Origin of the sequence: Streptomyces sp. A1277, assembly GCF_004795015.1 — a bacterium.
In the GTDB taxonomy this organism is placed as follows: Bacteria; Actinomycetota; Actinomycetes; order Streptomycetales; family Streptomycetaceae; genus Streptomyces.
On the sequence record NZ_SSBI01000020.1, the window covers coordinates 57,872 to 74,051 of the forward strand.

At 70.1% G+C, this 16,180-nt stretch carries 32 protein-coding genes; all 32 read left to right on the top strand.

Features of this window, described 5'->3' with window-relative positions; genetic code table 11:
- Positions 1-12 precede the first annotated feature (12 nt).
- Complete coding sequence (locus E6R18_RS15680; RefSeq protein ID WP_136317505.1) at positions 13-237, top strand: hypothetical protein; 225 nt, start codon at positions 13-15, stop codon at positions 235-237.
- Positions 238-379: 142 nt separating this feature from the next.
- Positions 380-565 (top strand): hypothetical protein, encoded by a 186-nt coding sequence (locus tag E6R18_RS15685; protein WP_136317506.1) that lies wholly within the window; start codon positions 380-382, stop codon positions 563-565.
- The gene (locus E6R18_RS15690; protein WP_136317507.1) at positions 562-837 is read left to right on the top strand and encodes a hypothetical protein; all 276 of its coding nucleotides are present in this window, start codon (positions 562-564) and stop codon (positions 835-837) included. Before E6R18_RS15685 ends, E6R18_RS15690 begins: the two co-directional genes overlap by 4 nt.
- The gene (locus E6R18_RS15695) at positions 834-1,061 is read left to right on the top strand and encodes a hypothetical protein (protein WP_136317508.1); all 228 of its coding nucleotides are present in this window, start codon (positions 834-836) and stop codon (positions 1,059-1,061) included. The genes E6R18_RS15690 and E6R18_RS15695 overlap by 4 nt, the downstream gene beginning before the upstream one ends.
- Complete coding sequence (locus E6R18_RS15700; protein WP_136317509.1) at positions 1,058-2,005, top strand: DUF2637 domain-containing protein; 948 nt, start codon at positions 1,058-1,060, stop codon at positions 2,003-2,005. The genes E6R18_RS15695 and E6R18_RS15700 overlap by 4 nt, the downstream gene beginning before the upstream one ends.
- Positions 2,002-2,166 (top strand): hypothetical protein, encoded by a 165-nt coding sequence (locus E6R18_RS34050; protein WP_168712363.1) that lies wholly within the window; start codon positions 2,002-2,004, stop codon positions 2,164-2,166. The genes E6R18_RS15700 and E6R18_RS34050 overlap by 4 nt, the downstream gene beginning before the upstream one ends.
- An 11-nt stretch (positions 2,167-2,177) precedes the next feature.
- Positions 2,178-2,477 carry a hypothetical protein gene (locus tag E6R18_RS15705; protein WP_136317510.1) on the top strand — a complete coding sequence of 100 codons (300 nt, stop codon included), beginning with the start codon at positions 2,178-2,180 and terminating at the stop codon, positions 2,475-2,477.
- Between the two features lie 2 nt (positions 2,478-2,479).
- Positions 2,480-3,070 (top strand): hypothetical protein, encoded by a 591-nt coding sequence (locus E6R18_RS15710; protein ID WP_136317511.1) that lies wholly within the window; start codon positions 2,480-2,482, stop codon positions 3,068-3,070.
- 111 nt (positions 3,071-3,181) lie between these two features.
- Entirely contained in the window at positions 3,182-3,415 is a 234-nt protein-coding gene (locus E6R18_RS15715; RefSeq protein ID WP_136317512.1) for a hypothetical protein, read from the top strand.
- A 76-nt stretch (positions 3,416-3,491) separates the two neighbouring features.
- Entirely contained in the window at positions 3,492-3,677 is a 186-nt protein-coding gene (locus tag E6R18_RS15720) for a hypothetical protein (RefSeq protein WP_136317513.1), read from the top strand.
- Between the two features lie 488 nt (positions 3,678-4,165).
- On the top strand, positions 4,166-4,345 hold the full coding sequence (locus E6R18_RS15725; protein WP_168712364.1) for a hypothetical protein: 180 nt from the start codon (positions 4,166-4,168) through the stop codon (positions 4,343-4,345).
- 167 nt (positions 4,346-4,512) lie between these two features.
- Positions 4,513-4,947: a hypothetical protein gene (locus E6R18_RS15730; protein ID WP_136317515.1), complete on the top strand. Its 435-nt coding sequence runs from the start codon at positions 4,513-4,515 to the stop codon at positions 4,945-4,947.
- A 6-nt stretch (positions 4,948-4,953) separates the two neighbouring features.
- Positions 4,954-5,160, top strand: a complete 207-nt coding sequence (locus E6R18_RS15735; protein WP_136317516.1) for a hypothetical protein — start codon at positions 4,954-4,956, stop codon at positions 5,158-5,160.
- A 63-nt stretch (positions 5,161-5,223) separates the two neighbouring features.
- Positions 5,224-5,457, top strand: coding sequence for a hypothetical protein (locus tag E6R18_RS15740; protein WP_136317517.1), 234 nt, complete (start codon positions 5,224-5,226; stop codon positions 5,455-5,457).
- Positions 5,458-5,471: 14 nt separating this feature from the next.
- Positions 5,472-5,636, top strand: a complete 165-nt coding sequence (locus E6R18_RS34055; RefSeq protein WP_168712365.1) for a hypothetical protein — start codon at positions 5,472-5,474, stop codon at positions 5,634-5,636.
- 2 nt (positions 5,637-5,638) lie between these two features.
- Positions 5,639-5,938 carry a hypothetical protein gene (locus tag E6R18_RS15745; protein WP_136317518.1) on the top strand — a complete coding sequence of 100 codons (300 nt, stop codon included), beginning with the start codon at positions 5,639-5,641 and terminating at the stop codon, positions 5,936-5,938.
- 187 nt (positions 5,939-6,125) lie between these two features.
- Positions 6,126-6,281, top strand: coding sequence for an HNH endonuclease (locus E6R18_RS15750; protein WP_240799748.1), 156 nt, complete (start codon positions 6,126-6,128; stop codon positions 6,279-6,281).
- Between the two features lie 165 nt (positions 6,282-6,446).
- Positions 6,447-6,926: a hypothetical protein gene (locus E6R18_RS15755; protein ID WP_240799749.1), complete on the top strand. Its 480-nt coding sequence runs from the start codon at positions 6,447-6,449 to the stop codon at positions 6,924-6,926.
- Between the two features lie 172 nt (positions 6,927-7,098).
- Positions 7,099-8,547 carry a hypothetical protein gene (locus tag E6R18_RS15760; RefSeq protein ID WP_240799750.1) on the top strand — a complete coding sequence of 483 codons (1,449 nt, stop codon included), beginning with the start codon at positions 7,099-7,101 and terminating at the stop codon, positions 8,545-8,547.
- Between the two features lie 10 nt (positions 8,548-8,557).
- Positions 8,558-10,030 (top strand): phage portal protein, encoded by a 1,473-nt coding sequence (locus tag E6R18_RS15765; protein WP_136317520.1) that lies wholly within the window; start codon positions 8,558-8,560, stop codon positions 10,028-10,030.
- The gene (locus E6R18_RS15770) at positions 10,030-10,956 is read left to right on the top strand and encodes a hypothetical protein (RefSeq protein WP_136317521.1); all 927 of its coding nucleotides are present in this window, start codon (positions 10,030-10,032) and stop codon (positions 10,954-10,956) included. Before E6R18_RS15765 ends, E6R18_RS15770 begins: the two co-directional genes overlap by 1 nt.
- A gap of 52 nt (positions 10,957-11,008) precedes the next feature.
- Entirely contained in the window at positions 11,009-11,719 is a 711-nt protein-coding gene (locus E6R18_RS15775; RefSeq protein WP_136317522.1) for a hypothetical protein, read from the top strand.
- Between the two features lie 15 nt (positions 11,720-11,734).
- Positions 11,735-12,601, top strand: a complete 867-nt coding sequence (locus E6R18_RS15780; protein ID WP_136317523.1) for a P22 phage major capsid protein family protein — start codon at positions 11,735-11,737, stop codon at positions 12,599-12,601.
- Between the two features lie 14 nt (positions 12,602-12,615).
- On the top strand, positions 12,616-12,981 hold the full coding sequence (locus E6R18_RS15785) for a hypothetical protein (protein WP_136317524.1): 366 nt from the start codon (positions 12,616-12,618) through the stop codon (positions 12,979-12,981).
- A gap of 1 nt (position 12,982) precedes the next feature.
- Positions 12,983-13,336 carry a hypothetical protein gene (locus tag E6R18_RS15790; protein WP_136317525.1) on the top strand — a complete coding sequence of 118 codons (354 nt, stop codon included), beginning with the start codon at positions 12,983-12,985 and terminating at the stop codon, positions 13,334-13,336.
- A 16-nt stretch (positions 13,337-13,352) separates the two neighbouring features.
- On the top strand, positions 13,353-13,943 hold the full coding sequence (locus E6R18_RS15795) for a hypothetical protein (RefSeq protein WP_136317526.1): 591 nt from the start codon (positions 13,353-13,355) through the stop codon (positions 13,941-13,943).
- Positions 13,940-14,287: a phage head closure protein gene (locus E6R18_RS15800; RefSeq protein ID WP_136317527.1), complete on the top strand. Its 348-nt coding sequence runs from the start codon at positions 13,940-13,942 to the stop codon at positions 14,285-14,287. The genes E6R18_RS15795 and E6R18_RS15800 overlap by 4 nt, the downstream gene beginning before the upstream one ends.
- A 2-nt stretch (positions 14,288-14,289) precedes the next feature.
- Positions 14,290-14,460 (top strand): hypothetical protein, encoded by a 171-nt coding sequence (locus tag E6R18_RS34060; protein WP_168712366.1) that lies wholly within the window; start codon positions 14,290-14,292, stop codon positions 14,458-14,460.
- 4 nt (positions 14,461-14,464) lie between these two features.
- Complete coding sequence (locus tag E6R18_RS15805) at positions 14,465-14,875, top strand: HK97-gp10 family putative phage morphogenesis protein (protein WP_136317528.1); 411 nt, start codon at positions 14,465-14,467, stop codon at positions 14,873-14,875.
- Positions 14,872-15,288, top strand: coding sequence for a DUF3168 domain-containing protein (locus E6R18_RS15810; RefSeq protein ID WP_240799751.1), 417 nt, complete (start codon positions 14,872-14,874; stop codon positions 15,286-15,288). The genes E6R18_RS15805 and E6R18_RS15810 overlap by 4 nt, the downstream gene beginning before the upstream one ends.
- A 64-nt stretch (positions 15,289-15,352) precedes the next feature.
- Complete coding sequence (locus E6R18_RS15815; RefSeq protein WP_136317529.1) at positions 15,353-15,766, top strand: phage tail tube protein; 414 nt, start codon at positions 15,353-15,355, stop codon at positions 15,764-15,766.
- A gap of 12 nt (positions 15,767-15,778) precedes the next feature.
- Positions 15,779-16,180, top strand: a complete 402-nt coding sequence (locus tag E6R18_RS15820; protein ID WP_136317530.1) for a hypothetical protein — start codon at positions 15,779-15,781, stop codon at positions 16,178-16,180.

The window sequence follows — 16,180 nt, forward strand, 5'->3', positions numbered from 1 at the left end:
AACGTCTTCCTCGTGAACGCGATCCCATGGCGGGACCGGGTCCGCGGGGAAGACGCGCTGGTGGAACAGCTTCAACTCCTCGTCTCCGAATCCGCCAAACGGCGAGCGATCGCCCTGCTCGACGGCGTAGCTGAGCTCGGGACTGTGGCCGACGTGGCCCGCGACCTGGGAAAGAGCTGGAACGCCGTAGACGCGGCGATCAAGAAGAACGGGCCGAAGAGCTCGACAACCGAATAGAACGGGGCCGGACGGCAGCTCCCGGGTGGTGGAACACCCGAGGCGCGCGCGCCGCCCGACCCCAACGCACCGGAGCGGTTCAGCGCTCCGGCACTTGCCCACCACGAGATCGGACCTCGTCATGGACCCTCGGCATCTTCGCATGCCCGCTGCCCTGAGCAGCATCCCGCCCGCCCGGCGTCTCGTCGCCGTCGGCACCCACCGCCACCTCGGCGGACGCACGATCACCGTGCGCGCCACCGAGACCGGCGTCACCGGCACCATCACCAGCCGCTGCCCCAACTGCCGGCGCACCTTCGAGGACTGCACCTGCGGCGGTGCCCGATGACGGCGCCCCTTGTCCTCAGCGACGACACCATCACCCTCCTGGGCTGGCTCGCGGACCTCCTCGACGCCCAGCGGCCCACCGCCGAGATGCGCGACGAGATCCGCCTCTGCCGCGCCCTCGTCCTCGCCGAGCAGCTGCACGGCCCCACCGAGGCCGCATTCGACGCCGAGAAGGACCTCCTCGCCGCCGCCCCCGCCGTGCGCCACGGCCAGACCCGCGGTGAATACGCCGCCCTCCTCCGCCTCATCGCGAAGGGAGTGAGCACCGGATGAGCGTCGACACCAGCGCGGCCCACCAGCCGCTGTATGACCCGGCCATCGACGGCGATGCCTACGTCCCACCCCTCGACACGGCGATCCGCCTCGCCCGGAAGGCCCTCACCGACAAGGCCACCGCGAACATCCACGACCACACCGAGATGCTCAAGGCAGCCGTCACCCTGGAGCTCCACCTCCGAGCCCTCGTCGCCGCCTTCGACAAGGAGGCCAGCCGATGAAGACGCCGACTCCATCGCGCGGACTGGCCGCCGGGGCCGCCACTGTGACGGTGCTCCTCACCGCTGCAGCGTTCTGGCTGTCCTACGAGCACCTGCACGACGTCGCCGACCTCAACGGCCTCGACGGCGAACGCGCCTGGGCCTGGCCCGCCACCGTCGACCTGTTCATCGTCGCCGGGGAGCTCCTGATCCTCCGCGCCTCGCTCCAGCACCGCGTTGACGCCTGGGCGATCGCCCTCGCCGCATCCGGGTCGCTCGGCTCGATCGCCCTAAACGTGGCCGGCGTGGGAGCGGGGGCCGAAGCAATGGAGTACATCGTCGCCGCCGTCCCCCCGGTCGCCGCGCTCCTCGCGTTCGGTGCTCTCATGCGGCAAGTTCACGACGCCCTCGCCGGACATCACGAGCGGCCACGGCCGCGCGCCACCGCCGCACGCCCGACGCCGGAGCTGGTCCCGGCCGGGGCTCGGCTCCTGCCCCTTGTGTCCCTCAGTGTGGCCACAGAAGTGACCACAGCAGCGGCGGCACGCCCCCTGCCTGAGGTGGTACCCGCCGGGGTCCGTTTCCTGCCGCTGGTGCCCGGCGATGTGACCGCCGAGGTGACCATTGAGCGCGTCGGTACCGAGCCCGAGCAGGTGGTCACCCGGCCCTCGGTCGAGACCACCTTCAAGATGCTCGACTGGTCGTCCCTCGGTGCAGGCGGTAACCACCAGCGCTCGGCCGAGCTGACCACCGCGCTGGCCGCCGCAGAGCCCCGCCAAGTGGTCACCGTCCCGGTCACCATCACCCCCGCTGAACTGCGGAGACAGGCCCGCACGCTGAACCGGCAGGTGGTCGCCGAGACCAACCGGCCGGTGACCATCGAACGGCTCCGCGACGAGTTCGGTCTCTCCCGCCGCGACGCCACCGAGCTCCGCCGCGAAATCGTCGGGAGCAGCCGGTCATGATCACGTACCACGGCATCGGCTACTACGGCCTCTTCGCCGCCCTCGGCGCGCTCGTCCTCATCACGCTGCTACCCAACGGCTCCCGGGCACACCGCCTGCTCTCCAGCGCCTTCCTCGCCGCGCTCCTCTTCACCGCCGCCGTCGTCGGCCTCTCGTACTGAAGGACCCCGCCATGAAGACCACCCTGCTCGCCGCCATCGACACCGCCCACGCCCACACCATGGCCGCCCCGCCCGCGTCGGCCACGACCGGCGGCTCCGTCCCCATCAGCGTGCTGCTGATCATCGCTCTCTCCGGCGTCGCCTGGTGGATGTTCAAGCACGGCGACAAGACCAAGAAGCTCCACCTCGGCCCCGGCTTCGTCTGCCTCGGCCTCGGGCTCTCCATGTCCGGCACCCAGATCGGCGCCATGGTCAACCAGCTGTTCGGCACCCTCGCCCAGATGGTCGCCACCTTCGCCAGCAACGCCTGACCATGACCACCGAGTCCGAGGCCGACACCCTCGAACTGCCTCCCGTCCCCGAGTTCGGGGCTGGGAGGCCCCGGTGGGCCGCCCAGCGCATCCACCCCCGCCGCCTCGCCCGCGGCCACCTCATCCAGTGGACAGGGATTCGCGCCTGGACCATGGCAGTCGGCCACCCCACCCCCGGCAAAGTCATCCCACGCCGCATCGCCGGACTCACAGCCGCCGCACTGCTCGCCTGGCGCACCGGTCACCAGCAGCCCCAGCTCCTCGCCATCGCGGCTGGCGCCTACACCGTCACCGCCTGGCGGGCCGGGCGCCCCGTCCCCCCGACCCCGCCCACTGAAGAGGAGTTGCAGCGCCGCGTGATTCTCGGCGTGCAGCATCTGCTCGGTGACTCACCAGCCGTGTTCGTCTGCGACGTCTACGCCGCGCTCCGGGCCCGGCCAGCCGCCGCCCACCTCGATGACGCCCGGCTCCGCGCCGTGCTCGTCCACTGCGGCATCACCATCCACAAGAGCGTCCGCGTCAGCCCCACCCAGACCGGCCGCAGCGGCATCAAGGCCGCCGACATCGCGGCCCTCCTCTCCCCCACCCCGTAGACCCCCCTTCCGAGGACGTAGACGCAGGTCAAGACGCCCCGGAAGGGGCTGTAGACCGCCCGTAGACCGGGCCGTAGACCACCCTCCACCCACCCACTGAAGGAGATCACCATGCCCGAGAACCACGACATCACCATCCGAGGCCGCCTCCTGGCACCGGACGGAAGCGTCGTCACCTGCCCCGTATGCGACGCCAGCACGCAGCTCACCGTGTACGGCCCCGACGGCGGCGCCGGCCGACTGATGTGCCCCGACGGCCACCACTTCGCCCCCCCGGCCCCCATCGACCCCGTCGACCTGCTCGCGCGCGCCGTCGCCGACCCGCGCACCGAGTTCCTGGGCTGACCACACCACCCCGAGGGCGGCCGACTCACTGCCAGGCGACCGGTCGCCCCCCATCCCAACCACGAGGCAGGACCCGATGAGCGACTACGACGAGATGACCAACGCCGACGTGATGAGCGGCGAGGAGATGCGCGAGTACGACCAGGCTGCCGAGGCCCTGCTCGACGCCCAGGACGAGGAGCGGTGGGCCGCCGAAGAGGCCGCCGCCCAGCTCGATGACGGCGAGCCGTGGGAGGGCCTTGCCGACGGCGAGGAGCGCTGACCCAAGCCATCTCCGGGGGCGGCCGCCATCGGCCAAGACACCGGCCGCCCCCGAGCCCATCCCCAACCACGAGACAGGACCACGATCATGGCACCCATCGAGTTCCCGCCCCTCCCGTACTGCGCGAAGTGCGGCGGCCACTACCCCGCCCACAGCCACTGAGAGAAGCTGAGCACCGTGGACGAAGAACCCTTCTACGAGCCGTGGGGCCCGGTGTACGAAGCGCCGAACCCTGACTGCGCCGCCTGCCCCTGCCACACCGCCCGGGTCTGCGATAACGGCCTCTGGGGGCAGGCGAGCCAGCCGACCTACCCCGGCGGCAGGCCGTACACCGCGCCGTGCCCCTGCCGCACCGCCTCTGTCACACCCCCGCAGTAGCGTTCGACCATCACACCCGTTGGATTTCGACTGGCTGCCGAAGCCGACGGAGGACCCGGCCCCGCCCGACTGCTCTCGGGCGGGGCTTCCTCATGCGCCACACTGGACGCATGCAGCCGATCATCCTCGACCTGTACGCCGCCCAGGCCGCAACCGGCATCCGGCCCGGCACCCTCCGCCAATGGCTCCGCCGCGGCAAGCTCACCCACCACGGGCACGACAAGGCCGGCCGCGCCCTGGTCGACCTCAACGAACTACCCGCCACACTCGCCAGCGCAAAGGCCGCTTGACCCGGGTGATCACCGGGTGTAACACTCAAGGCACGTCCGGCATGCCCGGACGGCGGGCCCGCTGAGACCGGTGGGCCTTCGTCATGTCACGAGACGATGACACCCCCTTCGCCCCGCCCACACATGTGGAAGCGTGGCCCCCTCAGCCAGCCATCCCAGGGGGGACCATGAACACCCGCACCACCGCCGTTGCACTCATCGCCGTTGCCATGCTCGCCACGCTCACCGCATGCGACGGAGACGACGACAAGGCCGCCGCTGCCAAGCCCAGCGAGGCACCCACCGTGTCTGCCGCAGACCGCGACGCCGCCCGCGAAGCCGCCGGCCTCCCGCCCGAGCCCACGGCCGAAGCCCGCACCGCGTACCTCGACGCCCTCAACGCGATCGACACCCGCATCATCAAGCCCGGCAAGGAAGACCAAGCCGTGAGCCGCGGCCTCAACCAGTGCGGCTCGATCAAGACGACAAAGGACCGCGCGAAGCTCATCAAACTGACCCTGAGCCGGTTCACCATCGACACCCGGCTGCCGGAGATCAGCAACGAAGCCACCGGCGGGAAGGTGCTGGACGCCGTTCACAAGAACCTCTGCCCGGACTTCTGACGCGCCATGAGCGAGACACCGGCGAAGACATACCCCTGCTGCGCGATCCCGCTGTTCATTCTGCTGGTGCTGGTCATCGCCGGAAGCTGTTCAGCCAGCTTGGATGGGACCGACGACGCACCCGCGCCGACCCGACCCACTCTCAGGGACCCTGGGTACACCGACAGCCTCTGCGAGGGCGGCGACTACGCCCTGTACGACGACTGCCGCTGACCTTCCAACCCGAGCCCGGCCCGCACCACGCAGGCCGGGCTCACGCATGCTCAGGAGGACAATGTGGCCGAAACTCCACCCATCACCGTTGAGCTGCCGCCAGTCCCGAGCTACGTCACCAGGGACACCCTGCGGGACATCTGCCGCACCCTAGGTCTGGACCCCGCCAACGTGCGTGAGATCCGCCTCGACGTGCACGAGGTCACCGCCACGCTACTTTTGTGCACCCCTGACGGCTGCAAGATCCGATACGGCGACGGCGCGGCCACCACCACGGTCACCATCCCCATCAGCTGACCCAGGAGGACACCGTGGCCGACGACCGCATCACCCAGCCCGACCCGCTGACCAAGATGGCCCAGGGCGCCGTCTCCATGCACGAGCTCTACACCGCATGGATCGACGCTGGCTTCACCAAGGGCGAAGCCCTGGAACTGCTCAAGGCGCTGCTCCTCGGACAGCAGAGGGGACGCTGATCATGCCCGTCTACCCGAACCGTGAGCGCGCCCTGCGGCACCTCAAGCGCACCCAGACCGCCTACCTGTACGGGCGCTTCCCCCAGCGCTACATCCTCGGCATCCAAAGCCCCGAGGAGTACGAGGACATCGTCCGTGACCTCGTCAACGACCTCGCCGATCAGCAGGGCATCCCCCGCCGTCTGCTCCATGTCTCGGGCAGCGCATACCAGGTCGAGCATGACTACTACCAGGGCTCGCACAGACTGCCTGCCCTGCCTGGTGCATCCGCCTCACCCCCCTGGTCACATGGCCAGGCGTAAGGCCATGCAGGTCTGCCCCACCCCCGGGTGCCCCACCCTCACCCCCGGGGGGAGGTGTCCCCCCTGCCAGGCCCAGGCCACCAAGGACAGGCCAGCACACCGCAACGCAGGACGAGGCACACGCTGGATCAAGTCCAGCGCTCGCTACCTCGAAGACCATCCGTACTGCGAGTGCGACCATTGCAGCATGTTGCCTCCGCTGCAACGCGACCTGGCCACCGAGGTCGACCACATCGACGGCCTCGGACCGCTCGGACCACGCGGCTTCGACCCCACCAACTGGCAAGCCATGAGCAAGCGGCACCACAGCCGCAAGACCGCCTACGAGACCTGGGGCCGCTGACGTCACGCTCCGCGACCGCCACCCAGGGGGGTACCCCCACCGACCAGGGGGTTCCCAGACGCGGGGGAGGGCGCTCGGGGTGGCGCCGGGTTCAAAGGGTGCCCCGCTGTCACGCAATGTGACGGCCGAGTGCTGCGCAACGCAGCGCGTGAAGGAGTGATTGACATGCCTCGTGGTGGAGCTCGCGCGGTGTCCGGGCCGCCCCCGGATCCGCGGTCGCTGAAGTCTGCGGCGTCGATGGAGCGGGGCGGGTGGCGGACGCTGCCGGCCGAGGGTCGCGGCGAGCCCGCGCCCGAGTGGCCGCTGACGACGCCGGCGGACCGGGAGCTGGAGCTGTGGGACGAGATGTGGGCGAAGCCCCAGGCTGTGGCGTGGGCCGCCCTCTCGCAGGAGCTGGAGGTGGCGCTGTTCGTGCGGACGCTGGCCGAGGCCGAGCGCGCGGACGGCCGCGTGGACGTGAAGAAAATGGTGCGCTCGTACCTGGATTCTCTGGGGCTGTCCGTGGCGGGCATGAATCGGAACCGGTGGAAGGTCGCGCCGGCCGCCGACGCTCCGGCCGTGGAGGCCGAGGTTGCCGCGGTCCCGGCGCGACGCCCGTCGGCGCGGGACCGGTTGAAGGTCGTGCCCAATGGCGAAGGCGCCTGACGCCGCCGCCGCCGAGTTCGTTGTCGACTTCCCTACCCTGTGGATCGTCCCGGACTGGATCGAGGCGCATTGCCCGGTCCCGGACGGGTTCCGTGCGGGCGAGGACATGGAGCTGTACCCGTGGCAGCTGTGGTGCACGGTCAACCACTACCGCGTCAAGCCTGGTGCGACGGTGGGCCAGCTGGCGCCGGCGTTCACGTACCGGCGGTCTCAGGTCGTCGCGCCGCAGAAGACGGGGAAGGGGCCCTGGTCGGCGACTGTCGTCCTGGCCGAGGCCGCGGGCCCGGTGGTCTTCAACGGCTGGGCGCGCGGCGGCGAGCGGTACCGGTGCTCACAGCACGGGTGCGGGTGCGGATGGTGGTACGACTACGAGCCGGGCGAGCCGATGGGCGTGCCGTGGCCGACGCCGCTGATCCAGTTGACGGCCACGTCTGAGGACCAGGTCGCGAACGTCTACCGGCCGTTGCAGTCGATGGTGAAGCGGGGCCCGCTGTCCGAGCAGCTGCGTGCGGGCGAGGAGTTCACCCGCGTCGGCGACCAGGGCCGCATCGACGTCGTCACGTCGAGCGCGCTCAGCCGTCTCGGCAACCCGATCATCTTCGCGCTCCAGGATGAGACCGGCCTGTACAACACGGCGAACAAGCTGCGCCGCGTCGCTGAGACGCAGCGCCGTGGTGCGGCCGGCATGGGCGGCCGGTCGATGGAGACGACGAACGGGTGGGACCCGTCGGAGAACAGCGTGGCGCAGACGACCAGCGAGTCACGGCGCCGGGACATCTTCCGGTACCACCCGCAAGCGCCCAAGACGCTCTCCTACGCGAACCGCCGTGACCGCCGGAAGATCCACACCGTCGTCTATGCGGGCTCGTCGCACGTCGACCTGGATGCGATCGAGGCCGAGGCCGCCGAGATCATGGAGAAGGACCCGGCGCAGGCCGAACGGTTCTTCGGTAACCGGTGCGTGGCGGGGGCGTCGTCGTGGCTGGACCCTGCGAAGTGGGCAAGCAAGGCGAAGCCGCGGCGCGTTCGGCCGATGACTCGAATCGTCCTCGGTTTCGACGGATCGGAGACCGACGACTGGACTGCGATCCGCGCCGAAACGATGGACGGCTACCAGTTCACTCCGGTGTACGGGCCGAACGATGAGCCGACGATTTGGAACCCGGCGGACTACGACGGGCAGGTGCCAGCGGCCGAGGTTCATGCGGCCGTAGAGCAGTTGATGGCCCGGTACGACGTGGTGCGGCTGTATGCCGATCCTCCGTACTGGAGCACGGAGATTGACCAGTGGGTGGATCTGTACGGCGAGGAGCGGGTGATCCGGTGGTACACGCGCCGAATCGTTCAGATGCACTCTGCGGCTGAGCGGCTGAAGACCGATGTGGTGCGGGCGACCAACGGAACGGTGACGTTCTCGCACGACGACTGCCCGATCACTGCGGACCACATCGCCAACACCCGTGCGGCGGCGCGGCCGATGGACCGGTACGTGCTGAAGAAGGCCAGCCCGAGCCAGAAGATCGACGCGACCATCCCGAGCATCCTGGCGCACGAGGCGCTGGGCGACGTCATCGCGGCCGGCCTCGCCGAGCTGGAGACGTCGTACTACTACGGCGGATGAGGAGGGCCCGATGGCTACGGAGGGGCAGGCCCTTCAGCTGGTCGCGCTGTTGGAGAACGAGTTGATCCGGCGGCGCGGACCGATCGACCGGCACAACGCGTACTACCGCGGGGACCACCGACTGAAGTTCGCGAGCGCGGAGTTTCAGAAGTTCCACGGCGAGCGCTACCGCGATTTCTCCGACAACTGGACTCAGGTCGTGGCCGACTCCCCGGTGGAGCGGTTGACCGTCACGGGTTTCCAGGCGGACGGGGCGACGGAAGCTGACAAGGGACTGTGGAAGGTCTGGCAGGTCAACGGCCTGGACGCCGACAGCCAGCTTGGGTTCCTCGGCTCCGTCACGAGCGCCCGCTGCTTCGTGCTGGTGTGGGGCGACCCTGACGACCCGGACATGCCCGTCGTCACGTTCGAGGATGCCTCGCAGTCGATCGTCGCCTACGAGCCCGGCTCGCGCCGTCTGCGCCGGGCGGCGCTGAAGCGGTGGCAGGACGGCAACGAGGACTACGCCACCCTGTACCTCGCCCGTGAGGTGTGGAAGTTCTGCCGGCCGTTGGCCCAGCAGGACAAGAGTCCGCAGATGGCCGACGTTGACGAGGAGCTGAAGCGGTGGCGGCCGCGGGAGCTGGGTGACGAGCCGAACCCGCAGCCGAACCCCATGGGCGTGGTGCCGATGGTGGAGCTCCCGAACAAGCCGATGCTGGTCGACGAGCCGCTGTCCGACGTCGCTGGTGTGACGTCGATGCAGGACGCGATCAACCTGTTGTGGGCGCAGCTGTTCACCGCCTCGGACTACGCCAGCTTCCCGCAGCGCGTCGTCATGGGCGCCGAACGGCCGATGATCCCGAAGCTGAATAGCGCGGGCGAGATTATCGGTAAGCAGCCGGTCGACCTGGATAAGTTCCAGATCGACCGTGTCGCGTGGATCACCGGCAAGGACGCCAAGATCGCTGAGTGGCAGGCCGCGAACCTGGCCGCGTACAGCGAGATTATCGAGGTGGCAGTCGGCCACCTCGCAGCCCAGACCCGCACCCCTCAGCACTACTTGATCGGGAAAATGGCCAACCTGGCCGAGGGCGCTCTGCTCGCGGCTGAGACCGGTCTCGTGAAGAGGGTCGACGAGAAGAAACTCTGGCTCGGTCAGGGCCTGCGCGAGGTGGCCCGGCTGATCGCCCTGGCCAAGGGCGAGGACGGCAAGGCTCAGGCGCTGCGGTCGGGCCGGGTGCTGTGGGCGGACTCCGAGTCCCGTTCGCACGCGCAGATGGCCGACGCGCTGCTGAAGCTGAAGCAGCTCGGGTTCCCGTTCCAGTGGCTGGCCCTGCGGTACGGGCTCACGCCGACCGAGGTTGCCGACGTCGTCGCAATGCGGGAGAGGGAACTGGAGATGGACCCGGTCGCGGAGATCACCCGGCAGCTCACCGGCGGCGCCAGCCCCGCCCCCCAGGATGAGGCCGAGGAGGAGCCCGCTCCCGAGGAGGCGGCGTAATGCCGGGCGTGCTCGCGCAGGCGCACGCTCTCTCCCGTATCCGCCTGGCTTTGGCTGCGGCCCGGGCCGCGCAGGGGGCATGGCGGGGCATCGACCGGGACAGCCTCGCGAACTCCTGGGCCGTCGCACTGGGCCCGGTCGTCGCGGCCGTGGCCGGGGCCCAGCTGGCCGCCGCGCAGGGCACCGAGCCCTGGCTGTTGCGGCTCCTTGGCCGTGACCCGGATCAGGCCGAGTCGGACCGGCTGGACCCGCTCTCGCTGGCCGGAATCACTGGAGATGGCACGCCCCTTGTCCAGGCGCTTCAGGTGCCGATGTGGACGACGCTCCGCTTGGTCGGTGAGGGCATGCCGATCGTGCACGCCATGGCGCGCGGCCAGGCCCTGCTGAATCTCATGGTGCGCACGGCTGTCGCGGATGCCGGGCGGGCCGCGGATCAGGTCGCGATGGTGGCCCGGCCTGCGGTCACGTCGTACATCCGGGTCGTGGAGGCGGGCGCGTGCTCGCGGTGCATCATCCTGGCCGGCCGCGAGTACGGGCACAGCACCGGGTTCCTGCGGCACCCGCGCTGCCACTGCGGGATGGAGCCCGTCACCGACGAGCACCGGCCCGAGGCGCAGGATCCGCAGAAGGTGTACGACGGCATGTCGGACAAGCAGCGGCGGGCCGCGTTCGGTGAGGCCGCGGCCAAGGCGATCAGCGAGGGCGCCGACATCGGCATGGTCGTGAACGCCCGTCGTGGCATGGCGACCGCTGCCGCGTTCGGCCGGACCGTGCAAGCCACCACCGAGAGCACCACGAAGCGCGGCTTGGCCCACAAGGCCAGCCGGGGCCGCGGGCCTCGGCTGATGCCCGAAGAGATCTTCCGGCAGGCCGACAACCGCGAACACGCGGTGCGTCTACTGCGCCGATACGGCTACCTGTTCTGACCCCTCGCCCGCGCGCAACGCCCGGGCCCACACCCCGCAACGGGAGACACCCATGAACCGCAGCACCCTGCCCCGTCACGTCCGCACGCGCGCGCACGCGCCCGGCTGGGCCCACCCCTACGCCGACCCGTTCACCCTGTACGCCGACGGAGGCGAGGGGGACGAGGACGGCACCGAGGGCGAGGAGAAGCCCGACGGCGAAGAGCCCGACGAAGAGCCGGACGGCGAGGAGCCGGACCCGGACGGTACCGACGAGCTCGGCGACAAGGGGAAGCGCGCCCTCGCGTCGATGAAGGGGAAGTGGCGCACTGAGCGCGACAAGCGCAAGGCCCTCGAAGACCAGCTGGCCGCGGCCGCCGCCGACGACGAGGCCGCGACCGCGCGCCGCGAGGCCGAGCAGGCCGCCCTCTCCAAGGCCAACCAGCGCATCATCCGCGCCGAGGTAAAGGCCGCCGCCAAGGGCGTGCTGGCCGACCCCGCCGACGCCTACAAGTTCCTCGACCTCGACCAGTTCGAGGTCGACGAAAACGGTGACCTCGACTCCGAAGAGGTCACCGAAGCGATCAACGAGCTCATCAAGACCAAGCCCTACCTGGCTGCCGCAACGGCGAAGAGGTTCCAGGGCACTGGCGACGGCGGCGCAGCGCGCAAGGCGGGCCGGCCGAAGCAGCTCACCCGGCAAGACCTCAAGACCATGTCCGCCGAGGCGATCGACAAGGCCCGCGAAGACGGCCGACTCGACGACCTCATGGGCGGCAAGTAACCAGGAGGAAACCCCATGACCGTGCGGAACTTCGTTCCCGAAATCTGGTCCTCGCGACTGCTCGTCGCGGTCCGTAAGGCGCTCATCTACGCGGGCCCGACCGTCGTCAACCGGGACTACGAGGGCGAGATCAGCGAGGCGGGCGACACCGTCCGCATCACCTCGGTGTCCCGGCCCGCCGTCGGCAACTACGTGCCGGGAACGACCGTCATCACGCCGGAGAAGCTGACCACCGGGCAGCGCACCCTTGTCGTCGACCAGTCGAAGTACTGGGCGTTCAGCATCGACGACGTGGACGCCCGGCAGGCCAAGGGCGGCCTGGTCCCCCAGGCGATGTCCGAGGCGGCCTACGCCCTCGCGGACACCGTCGACCAGTACGTGGCCGGGCTGTACACGCAGATCCAGACGGCGAACTTCGTGAACCAGTCGGGCTCGCCGATCGACACGTACACCACGCCGACCGACGCCTACGACAAGGTGCTGGTGCCGCTGCGCACCAAGTTGACCAAGGCGAACGTTCCGACGGCGGGCCGGTACGCGATCGTGTCCGCCGAGTTCTACGCCTCGCTGCTCCTCGACAGCCGGTTCATCAAGGTGAACGAGAGCGGGACGAGCGACGGCCTGCGCAACGGCATGGTCGGCAGGGCGGCCGGGTTCGACATCTACGAGTCGAACAACATCCCCGTGCCGTCCGGCGACACGCAGGTGGTCACCGCCGGGACGAACGCCGCGATCACGTTCGCCGAGCAGATCAACAAGACCGAGGCGTACCGCCCCGAGTCCTCGTTCTCGGACGCGGTCAAGGGCCTCGCCCTGTACGGCGCGAAGATGGTCCGCCCGGACCACCTGGCCGCCGCGTTCATCAACCCGACCGCCGCGTGATCGGAGTCTGAGACATGGCACGCACAGCAGTCCCGTACAGCAACCTCGTTCCGAACGGCGGGCTGGCCGATCCGGCCGGAACCGCAGTCACCTCGGGCGCTGGCAACGGCGGCCAGGTCGCCAACGCCTTCCCCGAGCTGACGCTGTTCCGGGTGGTCAACGCCTCGGGCGGGTCCGGCACCGTGTCGCTCCTGGCCGGCACGCAGCCGGCCGCCATCGCGTCCGGGCAGGGCCCGCTCACCGTCACCGTTGCGGACGGCGCTACCCAGTGGATCGGTCCGGTGGAGTCTGGGCGGTTCGTCCAGCCGGACGGCTCGCTGATCGTGGAGACGTCGGCCGCCATGACCGTGACCGCCTTCCGAGTCCCGAGGAACACCTGACATGGCCGAGACCATTCACGTCCGCGGCGAGGGCGGTGCCATCTTCGCGATGGACCTGCCGCTGCCCGAGGGCATCGCCGACCGCTACGAGCGGGGGCTGCTCGTCCGCGTAAACGCCGACGGCTCGCCGTATGCGGGCGCGCCCGCGAGCGCCCCCCCGCCCGCACCGTCGCAGGACCCGGGCACTCCGCCCGCCGACCCGGACCCCGAGCCCGGCCCGGTGGACACGGCCGGGCGTCCGGCCATCAACGCGCCGAAGTCCGAGTGGATCGGCTACGTCGTCAGCAAGGGGCTGCTGTCCGCCGACGACGCGGCGAACTACACCAAGGCCGACCTGATCGACATGGTCAGCTGACACCCAGGAGGCCACCGTGGCACTCGATCCCCTGGCCACGCTCGACGACCTGGCCGAGCTCGGCCTGACCATCTCGGACGACGAGACCACCGTGGCCACCCGGTACCTCACCGTCGCCTCGGCAGCGGTCCGCGAGGCGGCCGGGGCGACGATCTCCCAGACCACCTCCACCGTGGTGCTGGAGGGCGAGGCGGATCAGCGGCTGCGGCTGCCTGGCTCGCCGATCCAGTCCGTGGCCGCAGTCGCCATCGACGGTGCCACGGTCACGGACTGGCGGCTGCGCTCGGACAGGCTGTGGCGCTTCGGCGGATGGACGGGCGCCGAGCCCTCCGAGGTGGAGGTCACCTACACCCACGGCCTGCCCGAGGTGCCTGCCGACATCGTGGACCTGGTCGGCCGCCTGGTCGCCGGGGCCATGGCCTCGTACCGGGCCGAGGACGGCGGGGCCAGCCTCGGAACTCAGGTCATCACCTCCGAACGCATCGGCGACTACGCCGTGACCTACGGCGGGGACGGCCTGGCCACGGATATGGAGCTCCCCGCGTACCTGCGGGAGCGCCTGGCCGCCCGGTTCGGCGGCGGGGCAGGGCTGGTGCGGTCGCGGTGAGGGGGCCGGGCCGGTTCCTGAACCGGCGCCTGGAGGTGTGGCGGCCGACGACCGTCCCGGACGGGTACGGCGGGCAGGAGACCACGCTGGTCCAGCAGCCCAGCACCGTCCGGGCCAAGGTCGACCAGCCCAGCAACGCGGACCAGATGCTGGCCCAGCAGGCCGGCAGCGAGCACGACCACACCGTGTACCTGCTGCCGTCCGCCGACGTCCGGCGCGGCGACGAGCTGCGCGGCACGGACCGGCTCGGCCAGGCCCAGGTGTTCCGGGTCCTGGCCACGGTCCAGCCGTCCACCCCGGTCTACTCCAAGGCCCCGTGCAAGCTGATTCAGAGAGGTGGCTGACCATGACCGACCCCGTGCCCGATGAGCGACGTCCGACGCCGGCCGACTCGCTGGAGTGCCGGCAGAACGCCGAGGACGCCCTGCGCGATCAGGCGCCCTTGAGCGCGTGCGCGTGGGCCCTGCTCGCCCTCGCAGCCGAGGCCGCCGCCGTCCGCCGCTCATCGAGGAGGTAGCGCGGTGGCCAGGCGGCGGCGCTCGCGGCGTCCCGCGACCCGGCAGAGCGGGCTCCAGGTCAACGTCCAGGGGCTCGACGAGCTGCGTGACCGGCTGGAGGAGCTCGGGCCTGAGTACCGGGCGGCGTGCTTCCGGGCCTTGAAGGAGATCGCCGGGACGATCGTGACCGACGTGCAGCACAACGTTCACGTGGACACCGGGAATCTGAAGCGGGACGTGAAGGCCCGCTTCCACAACAACCAGCTCAAGGCCGAGATCGGCTGGTGGCAGGACGACAACGACTACGCCAAGACGCAGGAGCTCGGCACCCGGCGCCTGCCCGCGAACCCGACGCTGCTGCCCGCCCTGGAGCGCGAGAAGCCGCACATCGCGGCGCGCATCCGGGACGAGATCAGGAGGGCGACACCATCGTGACGACCTCGCCCGCTCCGATGCTGCCCGTGCAGGGCGCTATCGACGCCCTGCTGCGCGGCGACGCCGAGTTCATGGCCATGGTCAAGGGCCTGTACGACTACGTGCCCGAGGAGTGCGAGTATCCGTTCGTCGTGACCGGCGACACGATCGAGACCCCGGACAACCGGCTCGCCTCGTTCGGCCGGCAGACCGTGGTCACGCTTCACGTGTGGTCGCAGTACCGCGGCTACGCCCAGGCGCTGCGGATCGGCGCCCGGATCACCGCCCTGCTCGATCATCAGCCGCTCACCGTGCCTGGCCTGGCTCACGTTGTGACCCGGTATGAGTTCGGGCAGACGCTGACCGACCCGGAGCCGCCGGGCGACATCCGGCACCTGGTGCTGCGGTACCGGGTCGTTACCGAGCAGCCGTAACCCACCCCAACATCCTGCCCCGTGCCGCCATGGCCGGGGCCTCTTGCATGCCGAGGAGGCAGCCATGGCCGGTATCGACGGCTTCGGAACGATCCTGAAGAGGGGCGACGGCGAGGAGCCGGAAGTCTTCACCGCGATCGCGAACATCACCGGGATCGAGGACGGGGGGCGGTCCCGGAACACGATCGACGTGACCGCGCACGACAGCCCCGACCAGTACATGGAGTTCGTCGGCGGGCTCGTCGACCCGGGCGAGGTGACGGCCGACATCAACTACGACCCCGCTGTGCACGACACCCTCGAAGCCGACCTGGAGGACACCGACCCGCGGAACTACCAGATCGTGTTCCCCGACACCGGCGAGACGACGTTCTCCTTCGCCGCGGTGATGACGGGGTTCTCGAAGTCGGCGCCCTACGACGACAAGCTGTCCGCCTCGCTGACCTTCAAGGTCTCCGGCAAGCCCACCATCGCCTAGGAACGGAGCATCATGGCACTGCTCAGCAAGGACCAGATCGACGCCGCGGACGACCGCCAGTGGGAGGACGTCCCCGTGCCGGAGTGGGGCGGGGACGTGCGGGTGCTCGGCATGTCCGGCACCGACCGCAACGCCTACCAGTCCAGCCTGATCGTCATCGGGGCGAACGGGAAGCCGCAGCGCGTCAACCTCAACGACCAGCTGGCGAAGATCCTCGCGCGCTGCCTGGTCGGCGAGGACTTCCAGCGCCTCTACACCGACAAGGAAGTCGCCGCGCTGGGGCGGAAGAACGGCGCTGTCCTGGACCGCCTCGCCGACGTTGCGAAGCGCCTGTCCGGGCTCAACGACAAGGCCACTGAGGACGCGGCGGGAAACTCCGAAGCCGCCCAGAGCGGCGCTTCTACCACCGACTAG

Coding starts and splice junctions, on each gene's coding strand:
- E6R18_RS15715 (WP_136317512.1), top strand. CDS start 3,182: ATGCCCGAGAACCACGACATCACCATCCGAGGCCGCCTCCTGGCACCG.
- E6R18_RS15780 (WP_136317523.1), top strand. CDS start 11,735: ATGACCGTGCGGAACTTCGTTCCCGAAATCTGGTCCTCGCGACTGCTC.
- E6R18_RS15820 (WP_136317530.1), top strand. CDS start 15,779: ATGGCACTGCTCAGCAAGGACCAGATCGACGCCGCGGACGACCGCCAG.
- E6R18_RS15785 (WP_136317524.1), top strand. CDS start 12,616: ATGGCACGCACAGCAGTCCCGTACAGCAACCTCGTTCCGAACGGCGGG.
- E6R18_RS34060 (WP_168712366.1), top strand. CDS start 14,290: ATGACCGACCCCGTGCCCGATGAGCGACGTCCGACGCCGGCCGACTCG.
- E6R18_RS15685 (WP_136317506.1), top strand. CDS start 380: ATGCCCGCTGCCCTGAGCAGCATCCCGCCCGCCCGGCGTCTCGTCGCC.
- E6R18_RS15750 (WP_240799748.1), top strand. CDS start 6,126: ATGTTGCCTCCGCTGCAACGCGACCTGGCCACCGAGGTCGACCACATC.
- E6R18_RS15770 (WP_136317521.1), top strand. CDS start 10,030: ATGCCGGGCGTGCTCGCGCAGGCGCACGCTCTCTCCCGTATCCGCCTG.
- E6R18_RS15690 (WP_136317507.1), top strand. CDS start 562: ATGACGGCGCCCCTTGTCCTCAGCGACGACACCATCACCCTCCTGGGC.
- E6R18_RS15790 (WP_136317525.1), top strand. CDS start 12,983: ATGGCCGAGACCATTCACGTCCGCGGCGAGGGCGGTGCCATCTTCGCG.
- E6R18_RS15700 (WP_136317509.1), top strand. CDS start 1,058: ATGAAGACGCCGACTCCATCGCGCGGACTGGCCGCCGGGGCCGCCACT.
- E6R18_RS15815 (WP_136317529.1), top strand. CDS start 15,353: ATGGCCGGTATCGACGGCTTCGGAACGATCCTGAAGAGGGGCGACGGC.
- E6R18_RS15755 (WP_240799749.1), top strand. CDS start 6,447: ATGCCTCGTGGTGGAGCTCGCGCGGTGTCCGGGCCGCCCCCGGATCCG.
- E6R18_RS34050 (WP_168712363.1), top strand. CDS start 2,002: ATGATCACGTACCACGGCATCGGCTACTACGGCCTCTTCGCCGCCCTC.
- E6R18_RS15725 (WP_168712364.1), top strand. CDS start 4,166: ATGCAGCCGATCATCCTCGACCTGTACGCCGCCCAGGCCGCAACCGGC.
- E6R18_RS15705 (WP_136317510.1), top strand. CDS start 2,178: ATGAAGACCACCCTGCTCGCCGCCATCGACACCGCCCACGCCCACACC.
- E6R18_RS15745 (WP_136317518.1), top strand. CDS start 5,639: ATGCCCGTCTACCCGAACCGTGAGCGCGCCCTGCGGCACCTCAAGCGC.
- E6R18_RS15735 (WP_136317516.1), top strand. CDS start 4,954: ATGAGCGAGACACCGGCGAAGACATACCCCTGCTGCGCGATCCCGCTG.
- E6R18_RS15730 (WP_136317515.1), top strand. CDS start 4,513: ATGAACACCCGCACCACCGCCGTTGCACTCATCGCCGTTGCCATGCTC.
- E6R18_RS15775 (WP_136317522.1), top strand. CDS start 11,009: ATGAACCGCAGCACCCTGCCCCGTCACGTCCGCACGCGCGCGCACGCG.
- E6R18_RS15695 (WP_136317508.1), top strand. CDS start 834: ATGAGCGTCGACACCAGCGCGGCCCACCAGCCGCTGTATGACCCGGCC.
- E6R18_RS15720 (WP_136317513.1), top strand. CDS start 3,492: ATGAGCGACTACGACGAGATGACCAACGCCGACGTGATGAGCGGCGAG.
- E6R18_RS15765 (WP_136317520.1), top strand. CDS start 8,558: ATGGCTACGGAGGGGCAGGCCCTTCAGCTGGTCGCGCTGTTGGAGAAC.
- E6R18_RS15710 (WP_136317511.1), top strand. CDS start 2,480: ATGACCACCGAGTCCGAGGCCGACACCCTCGAACTGCCTCCCGTCCCC.